17 protein-coding genes and 1 pseudogene are annotated in these 16,650 nt (G+C 40.6%); all 18 read left to right on the plus strand.

All coding sequences use genetic code 11. From position 1 onward, the window contains the following. Positions 1-3: 3 nt before the first annotated feature. Positions 4-375 (plus strand): annotated as a pseudogene (locus ACJQWY_RS06920) (IS30 family transposase); the annotation flags it as partial. Between the two features lie 780 nt (positions 376-1,155). Beyond that, positions 1,156-1,497: a thioredoxin family protein gene (locus ACJQWY_RS05670; protein ID WP_407076764.1), complete on the plus strand. Its 342-nt coding sequence runs from the start codon at positions 1,156-1,158 to the stop codon at positions 1,495-1,497. Between the two features lie 6 nt (positions 1,498-1,503). Further along, positions 1,504-2,970, plus strand: coding sequence for an oligosaccharide flippase family protein (locus tag ACJQWY_RS05675; RefSeq protein ID WP_407076765.1), 1,467 nt, complete (start codon positions 1,504-1,506; stop codon positions 2,968-2,970). Between the two features lie 24 nt (positions 2,971-2,994). Continuing rightward, the gene (locus ACJQWY_RS05680) at positions 2,995-3,891 is read left to right on the plus strand and encodes an ABC transporter ATP-binding protein (RefSeq protein ID WP_407076766.1); all 897 of its coding nucleotides are present in this window, start codon (positions 2,995-2,997) and stop codon (positions 3,889-3,891) included. Beyond that, entirely contained in the window at positions 3,892-5,145 is a 1,254-nt protein-coding gene (locus ACJQWY_RS05685; protein ID WP_407076767.1) for an ABC transporter permease, read from the plus strand. Positions 5,146-5,519: 374 nt separating this feature from the next. Beyond that, a complete protein-coding gene (gene polA / locus ACJQWY_RS05690) occupies positions 5,520-8,198 on the plus strand; it encodes a DNA polymerase I (protein WP_407076768.1) in 2,679 nt (892 codons plus the stop codon). Then, entirely contained in the window at positions 8,185-9,003 is an 819-nt protein-coding gene (gene thiD, locus ACJQWY_RS05695) for a bifunctional hydroxymethylpyrimidine kinase/phosphomethylpyrimidine kinase (RefSeq protein ID WP_407076769.1), read from the plus strand. The genes polA and thiD overlap by 14 nt, the downstream gene beginning before the upstream one ends. Next, positions 8,987-9,526, plus strand: coding sequence for an ECF transporter S component (locus ACJQWY_RS05700; protein ID WP_407076770.1), 540 nt, complete (start codon positions 8,987-8,989; stop codon positions 9,524-9,526). Before thiD ends, ACJQWY_RS05700 begins: the two co-directional genes overlap by 17 nt. Positions 9,527-9,564: 38 nt before the next feature. Continuing rightward, complete coding sequence (locus ACJQWY_RS05705; protein ID WP_407076771.1) at positions 9,565-9,708, plus strand: hypothetical protein; 144 nt, start codon at positions 9,565-9,567, stop codon at positions 9,706-9,708. A gap of 43 nt (positions 9,709-9,751) precedes the next feature. Further along, positions 9,752-11,035: a tetratricopeptide repeat protein gene (locus tag ACJQWY_RS05710; protein WP_407076772.1), complete on the plus strand. Its 1,284-nt coding sequence runs from the start codon at positions 9,752-9,754 to the stop codon at positions 11,033-11,035. A gap of 11 nt (positions 11,036-11,046) precedes the next feature. After that, positions 11,047-11,772: a hypothetical protein gene (locus ACJQWY_RS05715; RefSeq protein WP_407076773.1), complete on the plus strand. Its 726-nt coding sequence runs from the start codon at positions 11,047-11,049 to the stop codon at positions 11,770-11,772. 76 nt (positions 11,773-11,848) lie between these two features. Further along, a complete protein-coding gene (ndk, locus tag ACJQWY_RS05720; protein WP_407076774.1) occupies positions 11,849-12,274 on the plus strand; it encodes a nucleoside-diphosphate kinase in 426 nt (141 codons plus the stop codon). Between the two features lie 186 nt (positions 12,275-12,460). Continuing rightward, positions 12,461-13,150, plus strand: a complete 690-nt coding sequence (locus ACJQWY_RS05725) for a tRNA (adenine(22)-N(1))-methyltransferase (RefSeq protein ID WP_407076775.1) — start codon at positions 12,461-12,463, stop codon at positions 13,148-13,150. A gap of 1 nt (position 13,151) precedes the next feature. Next, positions 13,152-13,955, plus strand: coding sequence for a Nif3-like dinuclear metal center hexameric protein (locus tag ACJQWY_RS05730; RefSeq protein WP_407076776.1), 804 nt, complete (start codon positions 13,152-13,154; stop codon positions 13,953-13,955). Between the two features lie 24 nt (positions 13,956-13,979). Beyond that, positions 13,980-15,215 (plus strand): peptidase T, encoded by a 1,236-nt coding sequence (gene pepT / locus ACJQWY_RS05735; protein ID WP_407076777.1) that lies wholly within the window; start codon positions 13,980-13,982, stop codon positions 15,213-15,215. A 2-nt stretch (positions 15,216-15,217) separates the two neighbouring features. Further along, the gene (locus ACJQWY_RS05740; protein WP_407076778.1) at positions 15,218-15,856 is read left to right on the plus strand and encodes a hypothetical protein; all 639 of its coding nucleotides are present in this window, start codon (positions 15,218-15,220) and stop codon (positions 15,854-15,856) included. Between the two features lie 214 nt (positions 15,857-16,070). Continuing rightward, positions 16,071-16,220, plus strand: coding sequence for a 50S ribosomal protein L33 (gene rpmG, locus ACJQWY_RS05745; protein ID WP_006845447.1), 150 nt, complete (start codon positions 16,071-16,073; stop codon positions 16,218-16,220). A gap of 2 nt (positions 16,221-16,222) precedes the next feature. After that, positions 16,223-16,492, plus strand: a complete 270-nt coding sequence (gene rpsN, locus ACJQWY_RS05750) for a 30S ribosomal protein S14 (RefSeq protein ID WP_407076779.1) — start codon at positions 16,223-16,225, stop codon at positions 16,490-16,492. Positions 16,493-16,650 lie beyond the last annotated feature (158 nt).

The following is a 16,650-nucleotide window of genomic DNA, read 5'->3' on the forward strand; positions in this document are numbered from 1 at the left end:
TCTATTTATAATTGGATTGATAAAGGAATGCTTGATTTCAACCCGGAATTACTACCAGATAGGGCGCGTTGTCGTAAGCGGCAGAATGAAACGTGTGGAACGTTCAAAATTAACGCTACAATTGATCAAAGACCTGATGCTGCCAATAAAAGAACGGAATTCGGACATTGGGAAGTAGATACTATTTTGTCATCTCGTGGTCAATCTAAAGAATGTTTAGCTACATTTGTAGAGAGACAAAGTAGATTTATATGGGCCATTAAAATTCAAAATCGATCAAGAGACTCTATGAACCATGTATTTTCAACATTTATGAATCAATTTGGTTCAACAGTAAAATCGATTACAGTTGATCATGGGAAAGAATTTTCTGGATACCGTGANATATGGGCCATTAAAATTCAAAATCGATCAAGAGACTCTATGAACCATGTATTTTCAACATTTATGAATCAATTTGGTTCAACAGTAAAATCGATTACAGGTGATCATGGGAAAGAATTTTCTGGATACCGTGAATTGAATCATAAATACAATATTCCTGTTTATTTTTGTCATCCTTATGCTCCATGGGAACGCGGATCAAATGAATAATTTAATCGAAAATTACGTTTGTTTTTTCATAAGAAAACCAATTTCAATCATGTATAAGAAGACGAAGTCTTCGAAGCACTTGAATTCATTAATAACCGACCACTATAAGTATTAAATGGAAATACAGCTATATCTACATTTAGAAAGTATTTTAATGGGTGTTCGGATTAATGTTGCAATCTGCCGTGTTTAGAAGAAAAAGAATTTAATTTTAGAAAAATATTTTAATATTAATCGCTTTGGCTTAATTGTTGAAGCGTTTTTTGTATATAATCAATTCAAAGAATAAAGGTAACATTCGTTATCTAAAATCAATTGTTTTTGTAGTGATTAAATAAAAAAAACGTGTAATTTGGGTAATGATTGATACCTATACCGATAAATTGATAAATTTTGAAGGTTGAACAGAATTTGACCCAAAGAGTGAAAAAATATGGTAATTTTGATAATTTAAATAACTGATTGTAAGATTTTGCATGATTAAAATAAGAATAGATTGAATTAATGAATTAGGACAGTGTATGATATTGATAGTTATTAAGAATTTGGGAGGGTTGGCTGATGGATTTTTATGAACCAAGTATTATGAGTGATCAGGAATTAAATGCGCAAATTAAAACTAATGGTAAACAAATTATGTTTATGAGTGCTGAATGGTGTGGGGATTGTAAAGCAATTAAGCCCTTTATTAAAGCCTTAAAAAAGCATGCCGAAGATGCAGGGATTAACTGGTTTGATGCTGATCGCGATGCGAATATGGCGATTGCTCAGGCACAAGATATCTGGGGCATCCCCGTTTTTGTAGCCTTCGTTGATGGTGTACAAGTAGATCATCTTGGTGATGGGCAACGGGTGGCACCCAAAGAAGTGACCGAATTTATTGATAAGTTAATTAATCGGTAATTATTAATGCGAGGATTAAAAAATTATTTCAATCAAGTTGTCTATGAATTGATGCAAGTCATTATTCCCTTGATTCCCCTGGCCTATCTAACCCATGTTTTGGGGATGAATAGTTTTGGCTTAGCCGCTTGGGCGATTGGGAGTATGGATTTGTTGTGCCTTTTATTTTTAGGGTCTAGTAATCTCTTAGGGCAAGATCTTTTAAGAAACAATCTAGATGAAACCGAAGCCAATGTCTTCTGGAATGTTTTCGTTATTCGGGGACTGGCGATTTTAGCGGCTGCCATCTTCTTTGGTGGCTTTGTCTGGTGGCAGAGTCAAACCAATGGCTTGTATCAAAGCCATCACGACTTACTGCGTGCGAGCTTGTTATTGCTAGTGGGGAGTGCACTTGATTTTTCGTGGTATTTTATTGGTACGAAGCGGCCTTTGCGTCCTTTATTGCAAGCGACGTCGACCAAAGTACTATTTTTAGTGCTAGTCTTGGTTTTAGTTAAAACGCCGGCTGACTTTAATAATTATGTTTTATTAATTGGTTGGACGCGAATTGTTGGGAATCTTTTCTTGATTTTCCAATTACCGTCAACTTTGAAAAAACGCATCCATTGGCACATTGGAAGCTATTTGGGGCAGTGGTTGAAAACTTTAACCCATGTTCTAGGCTTTGAATTATTCGCATTAAGTGGATTAGTCATTGCATCCATTCAAGGCCCTACTGAAATTGCGGGGATGGGTTATTATGAAGCCGCCTTACAGCTCACGCAGGTAGGAATTGTTTTAGTGATTACGGTGGGCGTTAGTACCTTGCCACGCTTCTATCAAATTTATCAACAAAATAATTATCAAAAATTGATTGAACATATTGATAATGCGGTGGAGTCTGTGACAGCCGTTGGGATACCATTAATGTTTGGGACGGCGGCAACCGCAGTCCAATTTAATACTTGGTTCTTAGGACAAGGCTTTAGTGCGGTTGGACTCTTTATGGCCGCTTTGGCTCCATTAATTTTATTGTTGGGTTGGAATACCATTTTGGGTGGTCAATTCCTCTATCTGGCTGGACAAGCGCGGGTGGTGAATTTTACCCTTTGGTTAGGGGTGATTATAAATACTACTATCGCCTGGCTGTTAGTTCCGCGGTACGGTCTATTTGGAAGTATTTATGCTTTATTAATCACAGAATTAATGATTTTTGCTATTCAGTTGTACTATGCGCGCGAAGTGATTGCGTTTGGTCGGATTATTGCCCTCATGTCTAAGTATATGGTGACAGGAAGTCTAATGTACTTAACGATTGTGGTAACCACGTATAATTGGCCACCTTACCCATCGACAACAGTGTTTCAGATTGGGTTAGGTATTATGTTATATGTTATTGGGATTGTCTTATTACGTAGTCCGCTGGTGAAAAAATTTGGACGGATTTGTAAAAGTTATTTGAAGGTCATTCGACGCCGATATCGGACAGAATAAATATGATGAAAATAGGGAAACAAAATGATAGAAGTTAAAAATGTGACAAAACGCTTTGCCGATAAAGTAGCGGTTGATGACTTGAGCTTTACGGTTAAACCAGGAGAAATTATGGGCTTAATCGGGCAAAATGGGGCGGGTAAAACTACTACTTTTCGCATGTTGTTAGATTTTATTGAGCCCAGTCAAGGGACCATCACGTGGGACGGTCAAGCTTTGAATAATGACCTGCGCCAAAAAATCGGCTTTTTACCGGAAGAACGCGGACTATATCAAAAATTAAGTATTGAAGAACAAGTTTTGTATTTTGCAGAATTACACGGGATGAAACGGCGGGATGCGCGACATGATTTAGCGCTGTGGATGGATAGATTCAATGTGGTCGGGCGACCAACGGATAAGGTGCAGAAATTATCCAAGGGAAATGCACAAAAAGTTCAAATAATTGCGACTTTAATTTTTCATCCTGAATTCTTGATTTTAGACGAACCTTTTACGGGGATGGATCCCGTGAATGCGGAGATAATTTTGAATGAAATTCATGAATTGAAACGTTCCGGGGTGACAATTATTTTTAGTTCACATAATATGGCAGGGGTCGAAAGCCTATCAGATCATGTGACGATGCTGCGTCATGGTCAAACAGTCCTTCATGGTGAAACGAATCAAATTCGGGAACGCTATGGGCGCACTGAAATTTATCTGGAAGCGCCGCAAACTGACGCAGAGTTGTTGGCACTTCCAGGGGTCCAAAAAGTCGAACCGGAGGGAATGGGGCGGCGTGTTTTCTTAGCTAATCCTGATGTTGGGCGGCAGGTTTTTTCCTTGGTTAGTGCTAGCGGATACGTGCAAGCTTTTAGTCAACAAGCACCTTCGTTAGATCAAATTTTCAAACGAGAAGTGGCGAAGGGGGAAAATTAAATGTTTTTGAAACAACTTTTATTAGTCGCTAAACAAACTTTTAAGGTCCGCGTCAAAACAATTGGCTATTGGTCTTTAGTCTTATCACCTATCTTAATCGCTGGCGTCATCTTTATGTTTGGATTGTTGTTTAATACCTTGTCCAGTCACCCGACGCCTGTAGTAGGTGTACGGGTTGATTCAGGTCTGGAACAGCGCTTAATGCATAGCCAGACGATTAAAGCGAAATATCGGCTAGTCGATAGTGAGAAGCAAGGCTTAAAATTGCTCCATCAGCAAAAAATTGACAGTTTATTGACGCAAGCTGGTACGACATATTTGGTGCAAAATACACCCAAGGGGCACCCAGTTGATGCAGATCAACTGCAAACCTTTTTAAAACAATATACGATTGAACAAAAGGCTCAGGAAATGCATTTATCATCGGTCGAGTTACAAGCCTTAATGGCACCACCGACGACTAAGACTCGTTTAGTGAGCGTAAAAGGGGAAAGCGCCGGTGATGATGCTGCTAAACAGGCCCAATATATGTTGACGGTTGGTTTGGGAATTTTCATTTTCATCTTCCTATCAACTTATGTGGGGATGATTGCGACAGAAATCGCGAATGAAAAGTCATCTAGAATTATGGAAATTCTATTAGCTGCTACGAGTCCCGCCGTGCAGTTCTTTGGTAAATTGTTGGGAATTATTGGGCTAGCATTGCTTCATTTAGGACTTTACGCGGCCATCTTGTTACTTTCATGGCAATTCATCCCAGCGAATAATCGTTACGTGCTGATGTTTAAAGACATTTTAAAAGGGGTCGACCTTAATTTTGTCGTGACGACCTTATTAATGGTCTTCTTAGGCATTGTCTTGTATTTAATTTTAACAGCGATTATTGCGGCGATGATTAATGACCAAAGCCAGGTGCAACAGGCGGTTTCACCCGTGACTTATTTGGCAATGGGTGGTTATATTTTGACCTTTATGGTTTCAAGCACTAGTGAAAACATGGTGATAAAAGTTCTATCTTATCTGCCATTCCTGTCACAAACCTTAATGCCCGCACGTGTAGGTTTGCAGCTCACGCAACCATATGATGTTTGGCTAGCGATCGGGTTCCAAATCGTGATGATTTATTTCCTCGGTCGTTATGGATTGCGTGTCTATCGCGACAATGTCTTACGTTATAGCGAAGGTAATTTAACCTGGGAGAGCCTAAAAAGTTTGGGTAAGATTATCCATTATCAAAAAAATAGTCAAGCTTAATGCTTGGTCCTCCTCATTATAAGGAGGACTTTTTTGATGGATTCAAAAATAAGTGTACAATTTGCAACATCCTGCTAAAACGATGAAAAAGATTCCAGAAGTATAAATTAATTTAAAACTGACTCTGAAAATAGCATAAGCTTAATTTCAGAGTTTTTTTAATTGAGCAAAAATAAGTCGATTGACGTTGCTTGAACCGTTTGATTTTAGGTAGAAAATGAGGCTAGCTCACAGATTTTTTGCAAAAGGTTCATTTTCAGGGACTAGCACAACATGCTATAATAGATTAACTGAAATGTAACAAGTTAGAGCTAATTGACGGATTAAAATTAACGTCTTGATAGATCTAAGCAAAGGAATGGAAGGAAGTATGCATGGCTAAACCAACTTTATTATTAATCGATGGGAATTCTCTGGCGTTTCGCTCTTTTTACGCGCTGATTAATCAGGTGGACCGATTTGTGAGCCATGAAGGTCTTCATACCAATGCTTTAGTCGGCTTTAATAATCTTTTGGATGGAATTGTAGATCCATTTAAGCCCGACAAAGCGCTGGTGGCTTGGGATGCTGGTAAGACGACTTTTCGGACAAATTCTTTTGGTGATTATAAGGGGAATCGGGATAAAACACCGCAAGAATTAGTCGAGCAATTTGAACCCATGAAACAAATGGTGGGGCTTCATGGTATTAAAAATTATCAGTTGGTCGATTATGAGGCTGATGATATTATCGGAACCATTGCCAAAGCGGGGGATGCAGCTGGCTATGCGGTAACGATTGTGACCGGAGACCGGGATATGCGGCAATTAGTGACGGATAATATTACGATTTGGTTGACTAAGAAGGGAATTACCGAAATCGATAAATATACACCAGATCAAGTGGCTGAAGTTTACGGCGGATTGACCCCAGCCCAAGTCGTCGAGGTGAAAGGGTTGCAAGGTGATCCATCTGATAATTATCCTGGGGTGCCCGGCATTGGTGAAAAAACGGCGATTAAGCTAATCCAAGAATATCATTCCATCCCCGAACTGTATGAACATATTGATGAAATGAAGGCTTCAAAGCGTAAAGAAAACTTGATTGCATACCGCGATGATGCTTTTTTGTCGCGCGATTTAGCTCGGATTCGGACTGATGCGCCATTAGATATTAATTTGGATGATTTGGATTATCAGGGGATTCAGTATCGAGCCTTAATTCCTTTTTATCAACAATTAGACTTTAAACAGCAATTGGTTAAACTAGCCAATATGGGCTATGTAGCCGAGGATGTTGAACCGGTCAAAAAACAATCGCTCAAATGGGTTGCGTTGGGTGCGGAGAACGAAGCTGAGTTAGCTCGTATTGAAGATGTCGTGGATGTCTATGTTGAACTCGATGGTGAGAACTATCATCGGGCCAATATTGTGGGCTTTGTGATTGGGAACGCGCAAACAGGTTATTTTGCCAGTCGAAATGTGGATTATTTAACACAGGATTCGCCCGTGCAAAAACTTTTACAAAATGCAGCGCTTAAAAAGCGTGTTTTTAACGCCAAAGCCTTAACGGTTGCTTTAGCTCGTTATGGGGTGCAACTAACGGGTGTGACGTTTGATCTATTATTAGTTTCATATTTGTTAAATGTCAATGATAATAGCGATGATTTAGGGCAGGTTGCTCATGAACATCAGTATTTTGATGTGGCGACGGACGAAGAAGTGTATGGTAAGGGAGCTAAGTTCAAAATTCCAGATGATGATCAAGTCTTTTTGAAACACCTTGGACGAAAGGCACAAGCGATTGGTCAATTAGAACCAGCTTTGTTGCAACAATTAACTGACCAACAGCAAGCCAGCTTATACACTGAAATTGAATTACCATTAACTTTTGTTTTAGCTGATATGGAAATGCAAGGGATTACAGTCAATGCGGATCATTTATTAGCGATGCAGTCTAAGTTTAGCGAACGACTCAGTGAATTACAGCAAAAGATTTATCAGCAAGCGGGTCATGAATTTAATATTCAGTCGACCAAGCAATTGGGAACGATTCTCTTTGAAGAAATGGGCTTCAAACCATTGAAAAAGACTAAGACGGGTTATTCAACGTCTGTTGAAGTACTGGAACAAATGACCGATGTACCCATTGTGGAGTCAATTTTGCAATATCGGCAATTAGCAAAGATTCAGTCGACCTATGTTGATGGATTGTTACGGGTGATTCATGGAAGTGATTCGAAGGTGCACACTCGTTATTTGCAAACGTTGACCCAAACCGGACGGCTCTCATCAGTGGATCCGAACTTACAAAATATTCCGGTACGCGTAGAAGAAGGACGCCAGATTAGAAGCGCGTTTGTCCCTAGTCATGAAGGTTGGTTCATCTTTAGTGCCGACTATTCCCAAATTGAATTGCGGGTCTTAGCGCATGTGACCGGGGATGTGGAAATGCAAAAGGCCTTTTTAGCCGATGAAGATATTCATGCGTCGACAGCGCACCGAATTTTTGGAATTCCTTTAACCGAGCCAATTAGCCCCAATTTGCGGCGGCAGGCTAAGGCGGTTAATTTTGGAATTGTGTATGGAATTTCTGATTTTGGCTTAGCTAAAAATATTGGGACGGACCGTAAAACGGCTAAACAGATTATTGAAACCTATTTAACAGAATACTCAGGTGTTAAAGCTTGGACTCAAAAGATTATTGAAACCGCACGTGAGCAAGGTTATGTTGAAACAATTGCGCATCGTCGGCGTTATTTGAAAGATATTAAGGCGAAAAGCTTTAACTTACGTAGCTTTGCTGAGCGGACAGCTATGAATACCCCAATCCAAGGGTCAGCGGCTGATATCATTAAAATTGCGATGATTAAGATGCAGACTGCCTTAAAAACGCATGGATTGAACTCAAAAATGTTATTGCAGGTACATGACGAATTGATTTTTGAAGTGCCAGCGGAAGAATTAGCAACAATGCATCAGCTTGTCCCTGAAATTATGGATTCAGCGGTGCAATTAGATGTGCCACTAAAAGTAGAGACTCATGAGGGGAAGACGTGGTATGATGCAAAATAAAAGTCAGCCAGCGGTGGTCTTAACAATTGCGGGGGCGGATAGTTTATCCGGGGGTGGAATGCAAGCCGATTTGGCTACTTTTAATGAGTTAAAATTGTATGGATTAGCCACAATGACGAGTATCGTTGCAGTCGGACCTGATGATTTAAAAATTACACCGCTACCGGCTGCATTAGTGCAAGATCAATTACAAACGCAACAAGCAGCGTTTCTTCTACGGGGGGTCAAGATTGGTCTCTTGCCTACCATTGAACAGGTTAAATCTGTTGCTGCATGGATTAGACAATTGCCAAAAACAGTTCCAGTCGTAGTCGATCCCGTCTTAGTTTTTAAAGAGGCTCAAAATGATGCTTCAGCAGCATTAAGGGATGCTTATTTACGGGAACTTTTTCCTTTAGCAACCATTATTACCCCGAATTTAACCGAGGCAATGCAACTAACAGATCAAGTCTTGATTAATGAACAGGATATAGTTCAAGCAGCGCAAGTGTTAATACAAACTGGAACGCAGAGTGTTGTCATTAAAGGTGGTCATCGCTTGGGTGGTTCGATGGCGAAAGATTATTTATTAACAAAGACTGGAGCGCAGTGGTTTACGAGCCCTAAGTTAACTTCAAACAATAATAACGGGGCGGGATGTACTTTTTCAGCTGCTATTTTAGGCTATTTAGTGCAAGGACATTCGTTGGAAATAGCCGTCACGCAAGCTAAAACTTTCGTCCAACATGCAATTGAAGCAGGACTTACAATCAATGAACAGCAAGGTAATGTATGGCAAGGAGCAAATCGTGAATATTCATCTTAAACCAACTTATCGGCTGACAATTGTAGGGCTGTTAGTCGCTTTAAATATTTTGTTAAATATATTTTTACGTTTGCCTACGCCGTCTGGCTTTATTAGTTTAGTGGAAGTCGGAATCTTTTTAGCAGGATGGCTCTTTGGCCCACGCCTTGGTGGGACTGTTGGCGGTCTCACTGGTTTATTAGTGGATTTATTCGCCGGTTATCCGCAATGGATGCTAGGTTCATTAATTATTCATGGGCTAGAAGGTTATTTAATTGGCGCCTGTTGGCAAATAGCTGGTAATAAACAGCGCTCAACTTGGTTTGGGCTAGTGCTGAGCTTAATTATAGGTGGAAGTGCCATGTTGGCGGGGTACTGGCTTTTTGGTATTGGATTACAATTATTAAACCATGCCGCGTTAGCAACCGCATTGACGATTTCTACGGCTGAACTAGCAACCAATGTTCTCCAAGTTTTGGTCGGTTTTGGAATTGCCATAATTTTACGGCCTGTTTTAATACGTTATTTAAAACGACTTAATTAAACGAATCAGATTGATGAAAAGAAAGAAGGTTAGCTAAAATGACCGCTAAAGGATCAATTAAAAGTAATGACTTTGCTCGCGGGGCTGCGCAACAGGGACAGGTTAAACCAACTCCGCAAGCTAAAATGGCCGCCAAAAAAGCGCTATTAGAAAAAGCGCGGGCACAACATTCCACCAAATAATGGGGTGTATCTTTGAAATTTAAAATTGTGGGGGATGAGAGAAATGACGAGTTATTCAGAACAAATGTTGGACGATTTAGATCGTGGTCAATTAGATGCGGCTAAAAAGTCGTTTGCGTCCGCTCTACGTCATGATGATGATGAAACCCTGCATTCATTAGCAGAAGAACTGTTTGCCTTAGGTTTCACCAAAAATGCAAAGCGGACGCTGTTAAAGCTTTTGGAGCGTTATCCAAAGGAAGATTTATTCCGAACAGAGTTAGCGGAGATTGCCATCGCTGACGATGACACTGAAGCAGCCTTAAATTACTTATCTGTGATTGAACCAACTTCAAATGCCTATTTAGAAGCACTGTTAGTTCAAGCCGATTTATATCAATCAGAAGGTTTGAATGAAGTAGCGGAAAATAAGTTGCAGGTGGCAGAAGCAATGGCCCCTGACGAACCGGTAATTCATTTTGCGCTGGCCGAATTGTGGTTTAGTGCCAGCCGGTATAGTGAAGCAATTCCCGAGTACCGGAGCCTGATTGCCGCTGGAACGACGAGCTGGTCAGGGGTTAACTTGGTTTCACGGATTGGGGTAGCGTATGCGATGTTGGGTGATAATCGTAAAGCATTAGGTTATTTGGAGCAAATTCCAGTCACCGAGTTAACGACTGATGTTAAGTTTCAATTGGCGATGTTGTACGCGATGGATGATGAACAAACAGATCAAGCGATTAGACTTTTTGAAGAGCTGTTGGATGAGGATCAAGCCTATGCTGGGGCGTACGTACCTTTGGCACAATTATACGAACAAAAAGCTGATCCAAAACAGGCTTTGGTTACCTATGAGGCCGGCCTAGCAGTCGATCAATTTAATGAAAAATCATATTTGAATGCAGCACGGGTGGCTCAACAGCTTGGTGAAATAGATCAAGCCGATCAGTTATATCAAAAAGCGTTAAAGAACTTGCCTGATAATCCTGATATTATTAATGCGTATGCCAGCTTTTTAGTGTATAATCAGCAGATGATTGAAGCAGTTAATTTATTAAATAAAGCCTTAGAAGATGATGATTATGAGTTAGATGCGTTTGGGTATTGGAATTTGGCGCAAGCTTATACTGATTTAGAAGATTATGCGATGGCTGATCAATATTGGCAAGCGGCCTTCCCATTATTACAAACGACGCCGGACTTCTTAAAACAGAGTTATGCTTACTATCGTGAGGCTGGTAATCGGCCGATGATGCAAAAAAGCTTAGCCGCTTATTTACAGGCTGAACCAGATGATACGGAAATGGCTTATGAATACGAATTATTAAAAGATGATTTAGAAGATTGAGGTCAATGGGGATGGCAAAAGAAAAGACAATTAATTGGATTAAGCTTCAACAGGTATTTGATGAAAACATTCCCAGTTTGAAATTGATTGAACAGTGGGTCGCGGATAATGCCGATTTACAAATTTTAAAACGATATACCATTACCAAAGTATCAATCCCCAAAGCTCATCAAAAAAAGGCCCATGCAGCCTATTTGGTGAAATGGCGTAAAGCCTTGCAGCAGTTTAAGGGACGCTGGCAATGGCGAGAAGTGGAGTCATATCTTTTAATTGAAGAAGGCGGAGAAACTGCTACCACGGTACCAAAGAGTTCTATTCAATCTGCTGAGGTTAAGGAGCAAAAGCCGGCTATTTCTAAGCCATCTGCCAAGGTAGTGACGCAGCAGCCAATCAAGGTCCAACAAATGGCAAGTGATTCTAGGGTTAAAGCTGAACCCAAAGCAACACCTACGTCAAAAGCACATCCGGCTAAGAATAAAGCACCTAAATCAGGCATTAATTTAGAATCTAAAAAAGCGCCGGAGCATGCTAAAGGGCATCATAGTAAAAATATGGAGTCTCAAAATAATGTAGCGAAGAAACGAAACACTTCGGGGCATAATGCGCACCATAATGTAAGCGATAATGGTAAGCATAAAACACATGCCAGTTTAGCGAAGGTACAGCCGGTGCCACTACATGGTCTGGAAATTAAGCAACAAAACCTTTATTCGCGGCGGCCTTTAAGTAAAAATTAAATTATTAGTGAAAACGGTTACATTCAAACGAGTTTTTCGTTATAATATTAATATTATGAACTGGAGGAAAATTTAAATGACTGAACGCACATTAGCAATTGTGAAGCCCGATGGTGTTAATCAAAAGAAGGTTGGCGAAATTATTCGACGGATTGAACGAAAAGGCTATGACATTGTCGACATCAAAATGCTAAAGGCGGATGAAGAATTATTACGCCAACATTATTCAGATTTAGCAGGGCGACCTTTTTTCCCTGGTTTATTAAAGTATATGATGGAAAATGAAGTAGTCGCGATGGTAGTTGAAGGGGATAATGTTGTGAAGGGGTGGCGGACTTTGATGGGGACGACGAATCCGACCGAAGCAGCCCCTGGAACCATCCGTGGTGACTTTGGTCGTGACTGGCCGGGGGATGAAGTACGTAACGTGGTGCATGGATCTGATACGCCAGAGAATGCCGAACGGGAAATTAAATTATGGTTCCCAGAGTTAAAACGTTAGAATTCAAATTAATGGTGCAATTTGGTTACAGCCTAACTGAGTTGTGCTTTTTTTATGCGAAAAAGCGGCCCACATGTATATTCAGCCAAAGGAGAACCAAGCATGGGCGCATGGTGAATTTATGCTAAAATAGAAACTATTAAACTGCAATTCCTCACTTAGGGGATGCTATTGAGGAGATACAATATGGACGCAATTAAATTATCACCACGCTTACAGGCCGTTGCTGAATTTGTACCGGCACGGGCGCGCCTTGTAGATATTGGTTCAGATCATGCTTATTTACCGGCTCATCTTTTATTAAATCAGCATATTGCATATGCGGTTGCCGGCGAAGTGGCGGTCGGCCCCTTCCAGAATGCCCAGCAAACGCAGGAACAATTTCAATTCGGGCCAAACTTAGTAACTCGTTTGGGGGATGGTTTTGCGGTGGTGCAGCCTGAAGACCAAATTGATACAGCAGTCATTGCCGGTATGGGTGGGCAATTGATTAATAAGATTTTAACGGCAGGCCTTTCTGAAACGGGGGCCTATGAGCATTTGATTTTACAACCTAATACGGATGTCCACATGGTGCGAGAATGGTTGCAAAGGCACCATTATCAGTTGGTGGATGAAACCATTTTGTTTGATGATGGGCACTATTATGAAATTTTGGTGGCCCAACCGGGTGAAGTTCAATATTCACCGGCGGAATTAATGTTTGGACCGTTTAATTTAAAACGACGCCCAGCACCTTGGCAACAATATTGGCAGCGTGAGACCAATAGATTGAAAAACTTATTAGTACAGATGCAACAAGCTGGTCAAGACGCCAATTCTGCTTATCAAGCATATGAAAATCAATTGAACCTGATTGAGGAGGTCTTAAATTAATATGTTACAAGCGCAAACATTGATTGATGCAATTGAAGCTTTAGCGCCACTCAATTTGGCGTGGGAGCGTGATGTCGTTGGATTACAACTGGGTCGTGCTGACCAACCCATTAAACGGGTGATGACAACGTTAGACGTTCGGCCTGAGGTAGTGCAAGAAGCGATTGATAAGGATGTTGATTTTATTTTTTCCCATCATCCCTTAATGTTTCATCCGGCGCGGAATTTGGATTTGAGTCGTCCGCAAAATCAAATGTATGCCGATTTGTTGAAGCACAACATTGTCGTTTATAGTGCGCATACGAATTTAGATGCTGCAGTGGGGGGGATGAATGATTGGCTAGCTGAGGCTCTGCGAATTCAAAATCCGCGGCCATTAATTCCTAATGCGGATGGTAAATCTGGTTTAGGTCGGATTGGGATATTAGAACGGCCCAAAACCGTACGCACATATGCACAAACTTTAAAAGATTTATTTAATGTTGCAGCTGTGCGTGTTATTGGACCTGATTTGGAGCGTTCAATTCAAACAGTCGCAGTGATTGGTGGCGATGGTGGCGATTATTATCGGCAAGCCCAACAAGCGGGGGCAGATGTCTTAGTGACGGCTGATTTGTACTACCATGTGGGGCATGATGTGATTGCTGATGATTTTACGGTAATTGATCCTGATCATCATATGGAAGCGATTGTTAAATTGAAGATGGTGGAACAAATTCAGACTTGGCAACGCGCTTATAGCTGGGACTTAGATGCGGTTTTCCCCTCGGCAATGAATACAGATCCATATCAATATATTTTATAAAAAATCAATTAAGGAGGCTTTACCATGACAAGTAACCAAGGATTAGTTGAACGCTTTTTGCGTTATGTTAAAGTTAATACACGTTCCAATCCCGAAAGTACAAACATTCCGTCTGATTCAAAAGAAGTCGTTTTTTTGAATCAATTAAAAGAAGAACTAGTAGCAATTGGTCTGCAGCATGTTACAACCCAAGCTGACGGCTATGTCTTTGCGGAATTACCTAGTAACCTGAACTATACTGTGCCAACTATTGGTTTAATTGCCCACGTGGATACGGCAGATTTTAATGCAGAAGCAGTCCATCCCCAAATTATTAAAAATTACAATGGCGGTGTTATTCAGTTAAATGATGATTTCACGCTTGATCCTAATCAATTTCCAAGTTTGCTAAAGTATCAGGGACAAACATTGATTACGACGGATGGAACAACCTTGTTAGGGGCTGATGATAAAGCGGGAGTCGCTGAAATTATGAGTGCGGCTGAATATTTTCTTCAACATCCAGATATTCAACACGGTCGAGTTATGCTGGCTTTTGGCCCAGATGAAGAGATTGGGACGGGCGCTGACCACTTTAATGTGCAGAACTTTGGAGCGGATTTTGCTTATACGGTGGACGGTGGTCCGTTGGGTGAACTCGAATGGGAAACCTTCTCGGCAGCAGCAGCGAAGGTGCAAATTCAAGGTTTAAATGTTCATCCAGGTTCGGCGAAAAATCTCATGGTCAATGCTTTACAGGTTGCAATCGATTATCATAACCAGTTGCCTGAGCATGACCGGCCAGAAAACACGGCAGGACGAGAAGGCTTTTGGCATTTAACTAGTTTAACCGGAACGCCCGAGCATGCCACGCTGGAGTATATTGTCCGTGATCATGACCGGACGCAGTTTAATCAACGTAAACAGTATCTAATAGAGCTTGCGCAAAAGATGAATCAAAGTTTTCAAACGGAACGAATTCAAGTTGAATTAAAAGATGAATACTATAATATGGGTGAAATCTTAAAAGATAATATGTATCCAGTAAAATTAGCCCAGCAGGCCCTAGAGACATTAGCGATTGAACCAATTATTGAACCCATTCGTGGGGGCACGGATGGCTCAAAGATTACCTTTTTAGGTTTACCAACGCCTAATTTGTTCGCTGGGGGTGAAAATATGCATGGTCGTTATGAATACGTGTCCGTGGAAACGATGGAAAAAGCATATCAGACTATTTTGAAAATTATTGAACTCAATGTAAAAGAAGGTGGCAATTAAGTATGCAACAATGGTGGCAAAACAAATATATTTGGGCTTGTGGTCTATTAGGGAGTATTTTGATGCTACTGACACCTTTAATTGGGGTGTTAAATTGGCCCGTTTATGCGCCGCTAAAACAAATGAGCGTTATTTTAACAGCACGTGATCAACCATTGCGGACCCTGTTTGTCGGTTATAATTTAGTGGCAACGTTGTTAATCGTCATCTTTTTATGGGCATGGGTACAATTTTGTAGCTATAAGCGGCTTACGCGGCAACGTCAGACAGTTTTAAACTTGTTAGTTGGATTTATCGTTTTGCAAATTCTGCGTTGGGGTTTTCCATTAGTGGGAATGGCGCAATTAAGTTCGGTCACTGATCGATTAAATTGGTATATTTTGTTGTTATTAGTGGGTGATGCTTTGTTGGCCTGGTTAGTTGGACGCATTGGACAAAGTTATAATGCTAACTTGCAACCTTCGTTGACCAATATGTGGCGTCTATCAGGTGGTCTAATGTTAATTTTTACGGGTGCCTTGTTGATTATTCAATTATTGGGGTGGCCGTTTGCCGGTGCATTTGATGAATTAATTAACTTCATGCTCCTGTGGCCTATTATGTATACGAGCTGGGATTTTATTCAGAAGACGTGGCAATAAGCACTGGAGCTGAGCGTTTTACCTGTAAAGTAAATTTACTTTACATATTTTTTAAAAAGGCTTGCAATTTAGGGTAAAGGCGTGTAATATTACTATTTGTAATTTACTAGCTATTGTGCACGACGCAAGCTTGGGGCCTGGTCTATGCAGCTAGGCCTGTCGTTTACACTAGTGGGGATGGCAATCACCCAAATACATTTCAAGGAGTATGTTAATGCGCATTAACATTTTGTTAGAAGCTGCCGAAACCGGTGAGCGTATCTACCTAACTTCAAAGAATCGTCGTAACACACCTGACCGCTTGGAATTGAAAAAGTATTCTCCAAAGTTGCGTAAAGTTACCACATTCAAGGAGGTTAAGTAATCATGGCTAAGAAGTCAAAGATCGCTAAGGCTAAGAAGATTGAAGCAACAGTTGCAAAGTATGCTGACAAGCGTGCGGCATTGAAGGAAGCTGGAGACTATGTTGGTCTTTCAAAGTTACCTCGTAATGCATCACCTGTTCGTATGCACAACCGGGACCAACTTGACGGACGTCCACACGCTTACATGCGTGAGTTCGGAATGTCACGTTTGAACTTCCGCGACCTTGCTCACAAGGGATTGATTCCTGGTGTTAAGAAAGCTTCTTGGTAAGCTGAGCAAGTTTATATTAAACCATGGGTATTTTAATACTCATGGTTTTTTTGTGCCTAAAAAGGTATTTAGTGATCAAATGTAACCTAGACCAATTTATATAAAGCGTTTGTTTAAGATAATGTTTTTCACATTTAGTTTTTATTTGTGAAAAAATA

This window comes from Weissella kandleri (assembly GCF_045504165.1).
Taxonomy (GTDB): domain Bacteria; phylum Bacillota; class Bacilli; order Lactobacillales; family Lactobacillaceae; genus Weissella; species Weissella kandleri_A.

Bases quoted from the DNA above. Each gene is read 5' to 3' on its own strand.
- ACJQWY_RS05670 (WP_407076764.1), top strand. From the start codon at position 1,156: ATGGATTTTTATGAACCAAGTATTATGAGTGATCAGGAATTAAATGCG.
- ACJQWY_RS05675 (WP_407076765.1), top strand. From the start codon at position 1,504: ATGCGAGGATTAAAAAATTATTTCAATCAAGTTGTCTATGAATTGATG.
- ACJQWY_RS05680 (WP_407076766.1), top strand. From the start codon at position 2,995: ATGATAGAAGTTAAAAATGTGACAAAACGCTTTGCCGATAAAGTAGCG.
- ACJQWY_RS05685 (WP_407076767.1), top strand. From the start codon at position 3,892: ATGTTTTTGAAACAACTTTTATTAGTCGCTAAACAAACTTTTAAGGTC.
- polA (WP_407076768.1), top strand. From the start codon at position 5,520: ATGGCTAAACCAACTTTATTATTAATCGATGGGAATTCTCTGGCGTTT.
- thiD (WP_407076769.1), top strand. From the start codon at position 8,185: ATGATGCAAAATAAAAGTCAGCCAGCGGTGGTCTTAACAATTGCGGGG.
- ACJQWY_RS05705 (WP_407076771.1), top strand. From the start codon at position 9,565: ATGACCGCTAAAGGATCAATTAAAAGTAATGACTTTGCTCGCGGGGCT.
- ACJQWY_RS05710 (WP_407076772.1), top strand. From the start codon at position 9,752: ATGACGAGTTATTCAGAACAAATGTTGGACGATTTAGATCGTGGTCAA.
- ACJQWY_RS05715 (WP_407076773.1), top strand. From the start codon at position 11,047: ATGGCAAAAGAAAAGACAATTAATTGGATTAAGCTTCAACAGGTATTT.
- ndk (WP_407076774.1), top strand. From the start codon at position 11,849: ATGACTGAACGCACATTAGCAATTGTGAAGCCCGATGGTGTTAATCAA.
- ACJQWY_RS05725 (WP_407076775.1), top strand. From the start codon at position 12,461: ATGGACGCAATTAAATTATCACCACGCTTACAGGCCGTTGCTGAATTT.
- ACJQWY_RS05730 (WP_407076776.1), top strand. From the start codon at position 13,152: ATGTTACAAGCGCAAACATTGATTGATGCAATTGAAGCTTTAGCGCCA.
- pepT (WP_407076777.1), top strand. From the start codon at position 13,980: ATGACAAGTAACCAAGGATTAGTTGAACGCTTTTTGCGTTATGTTAAA.
- ACJQWY_RS05740 (WP_407076778.1), top strand. From the start codon at position 15,218: ATGCAACAATGGTGGCAAAACAAATATATTTGGGCTTGTGGTCTATTA.
- rpmG (WP_006845447.1), top strand. From the start codon at position 16,071: ATGCGCATTAACATTTTGTTAGAAGCTGCCGAAACCGGTGAGCGTATC.
- rpsN (WP_407076779.1), top strand. From the start codon at position 16,223: ATGGCTAAGAAGTCAAAGATCGCTAAGGCTAAGAAGATTGAAGCAACA.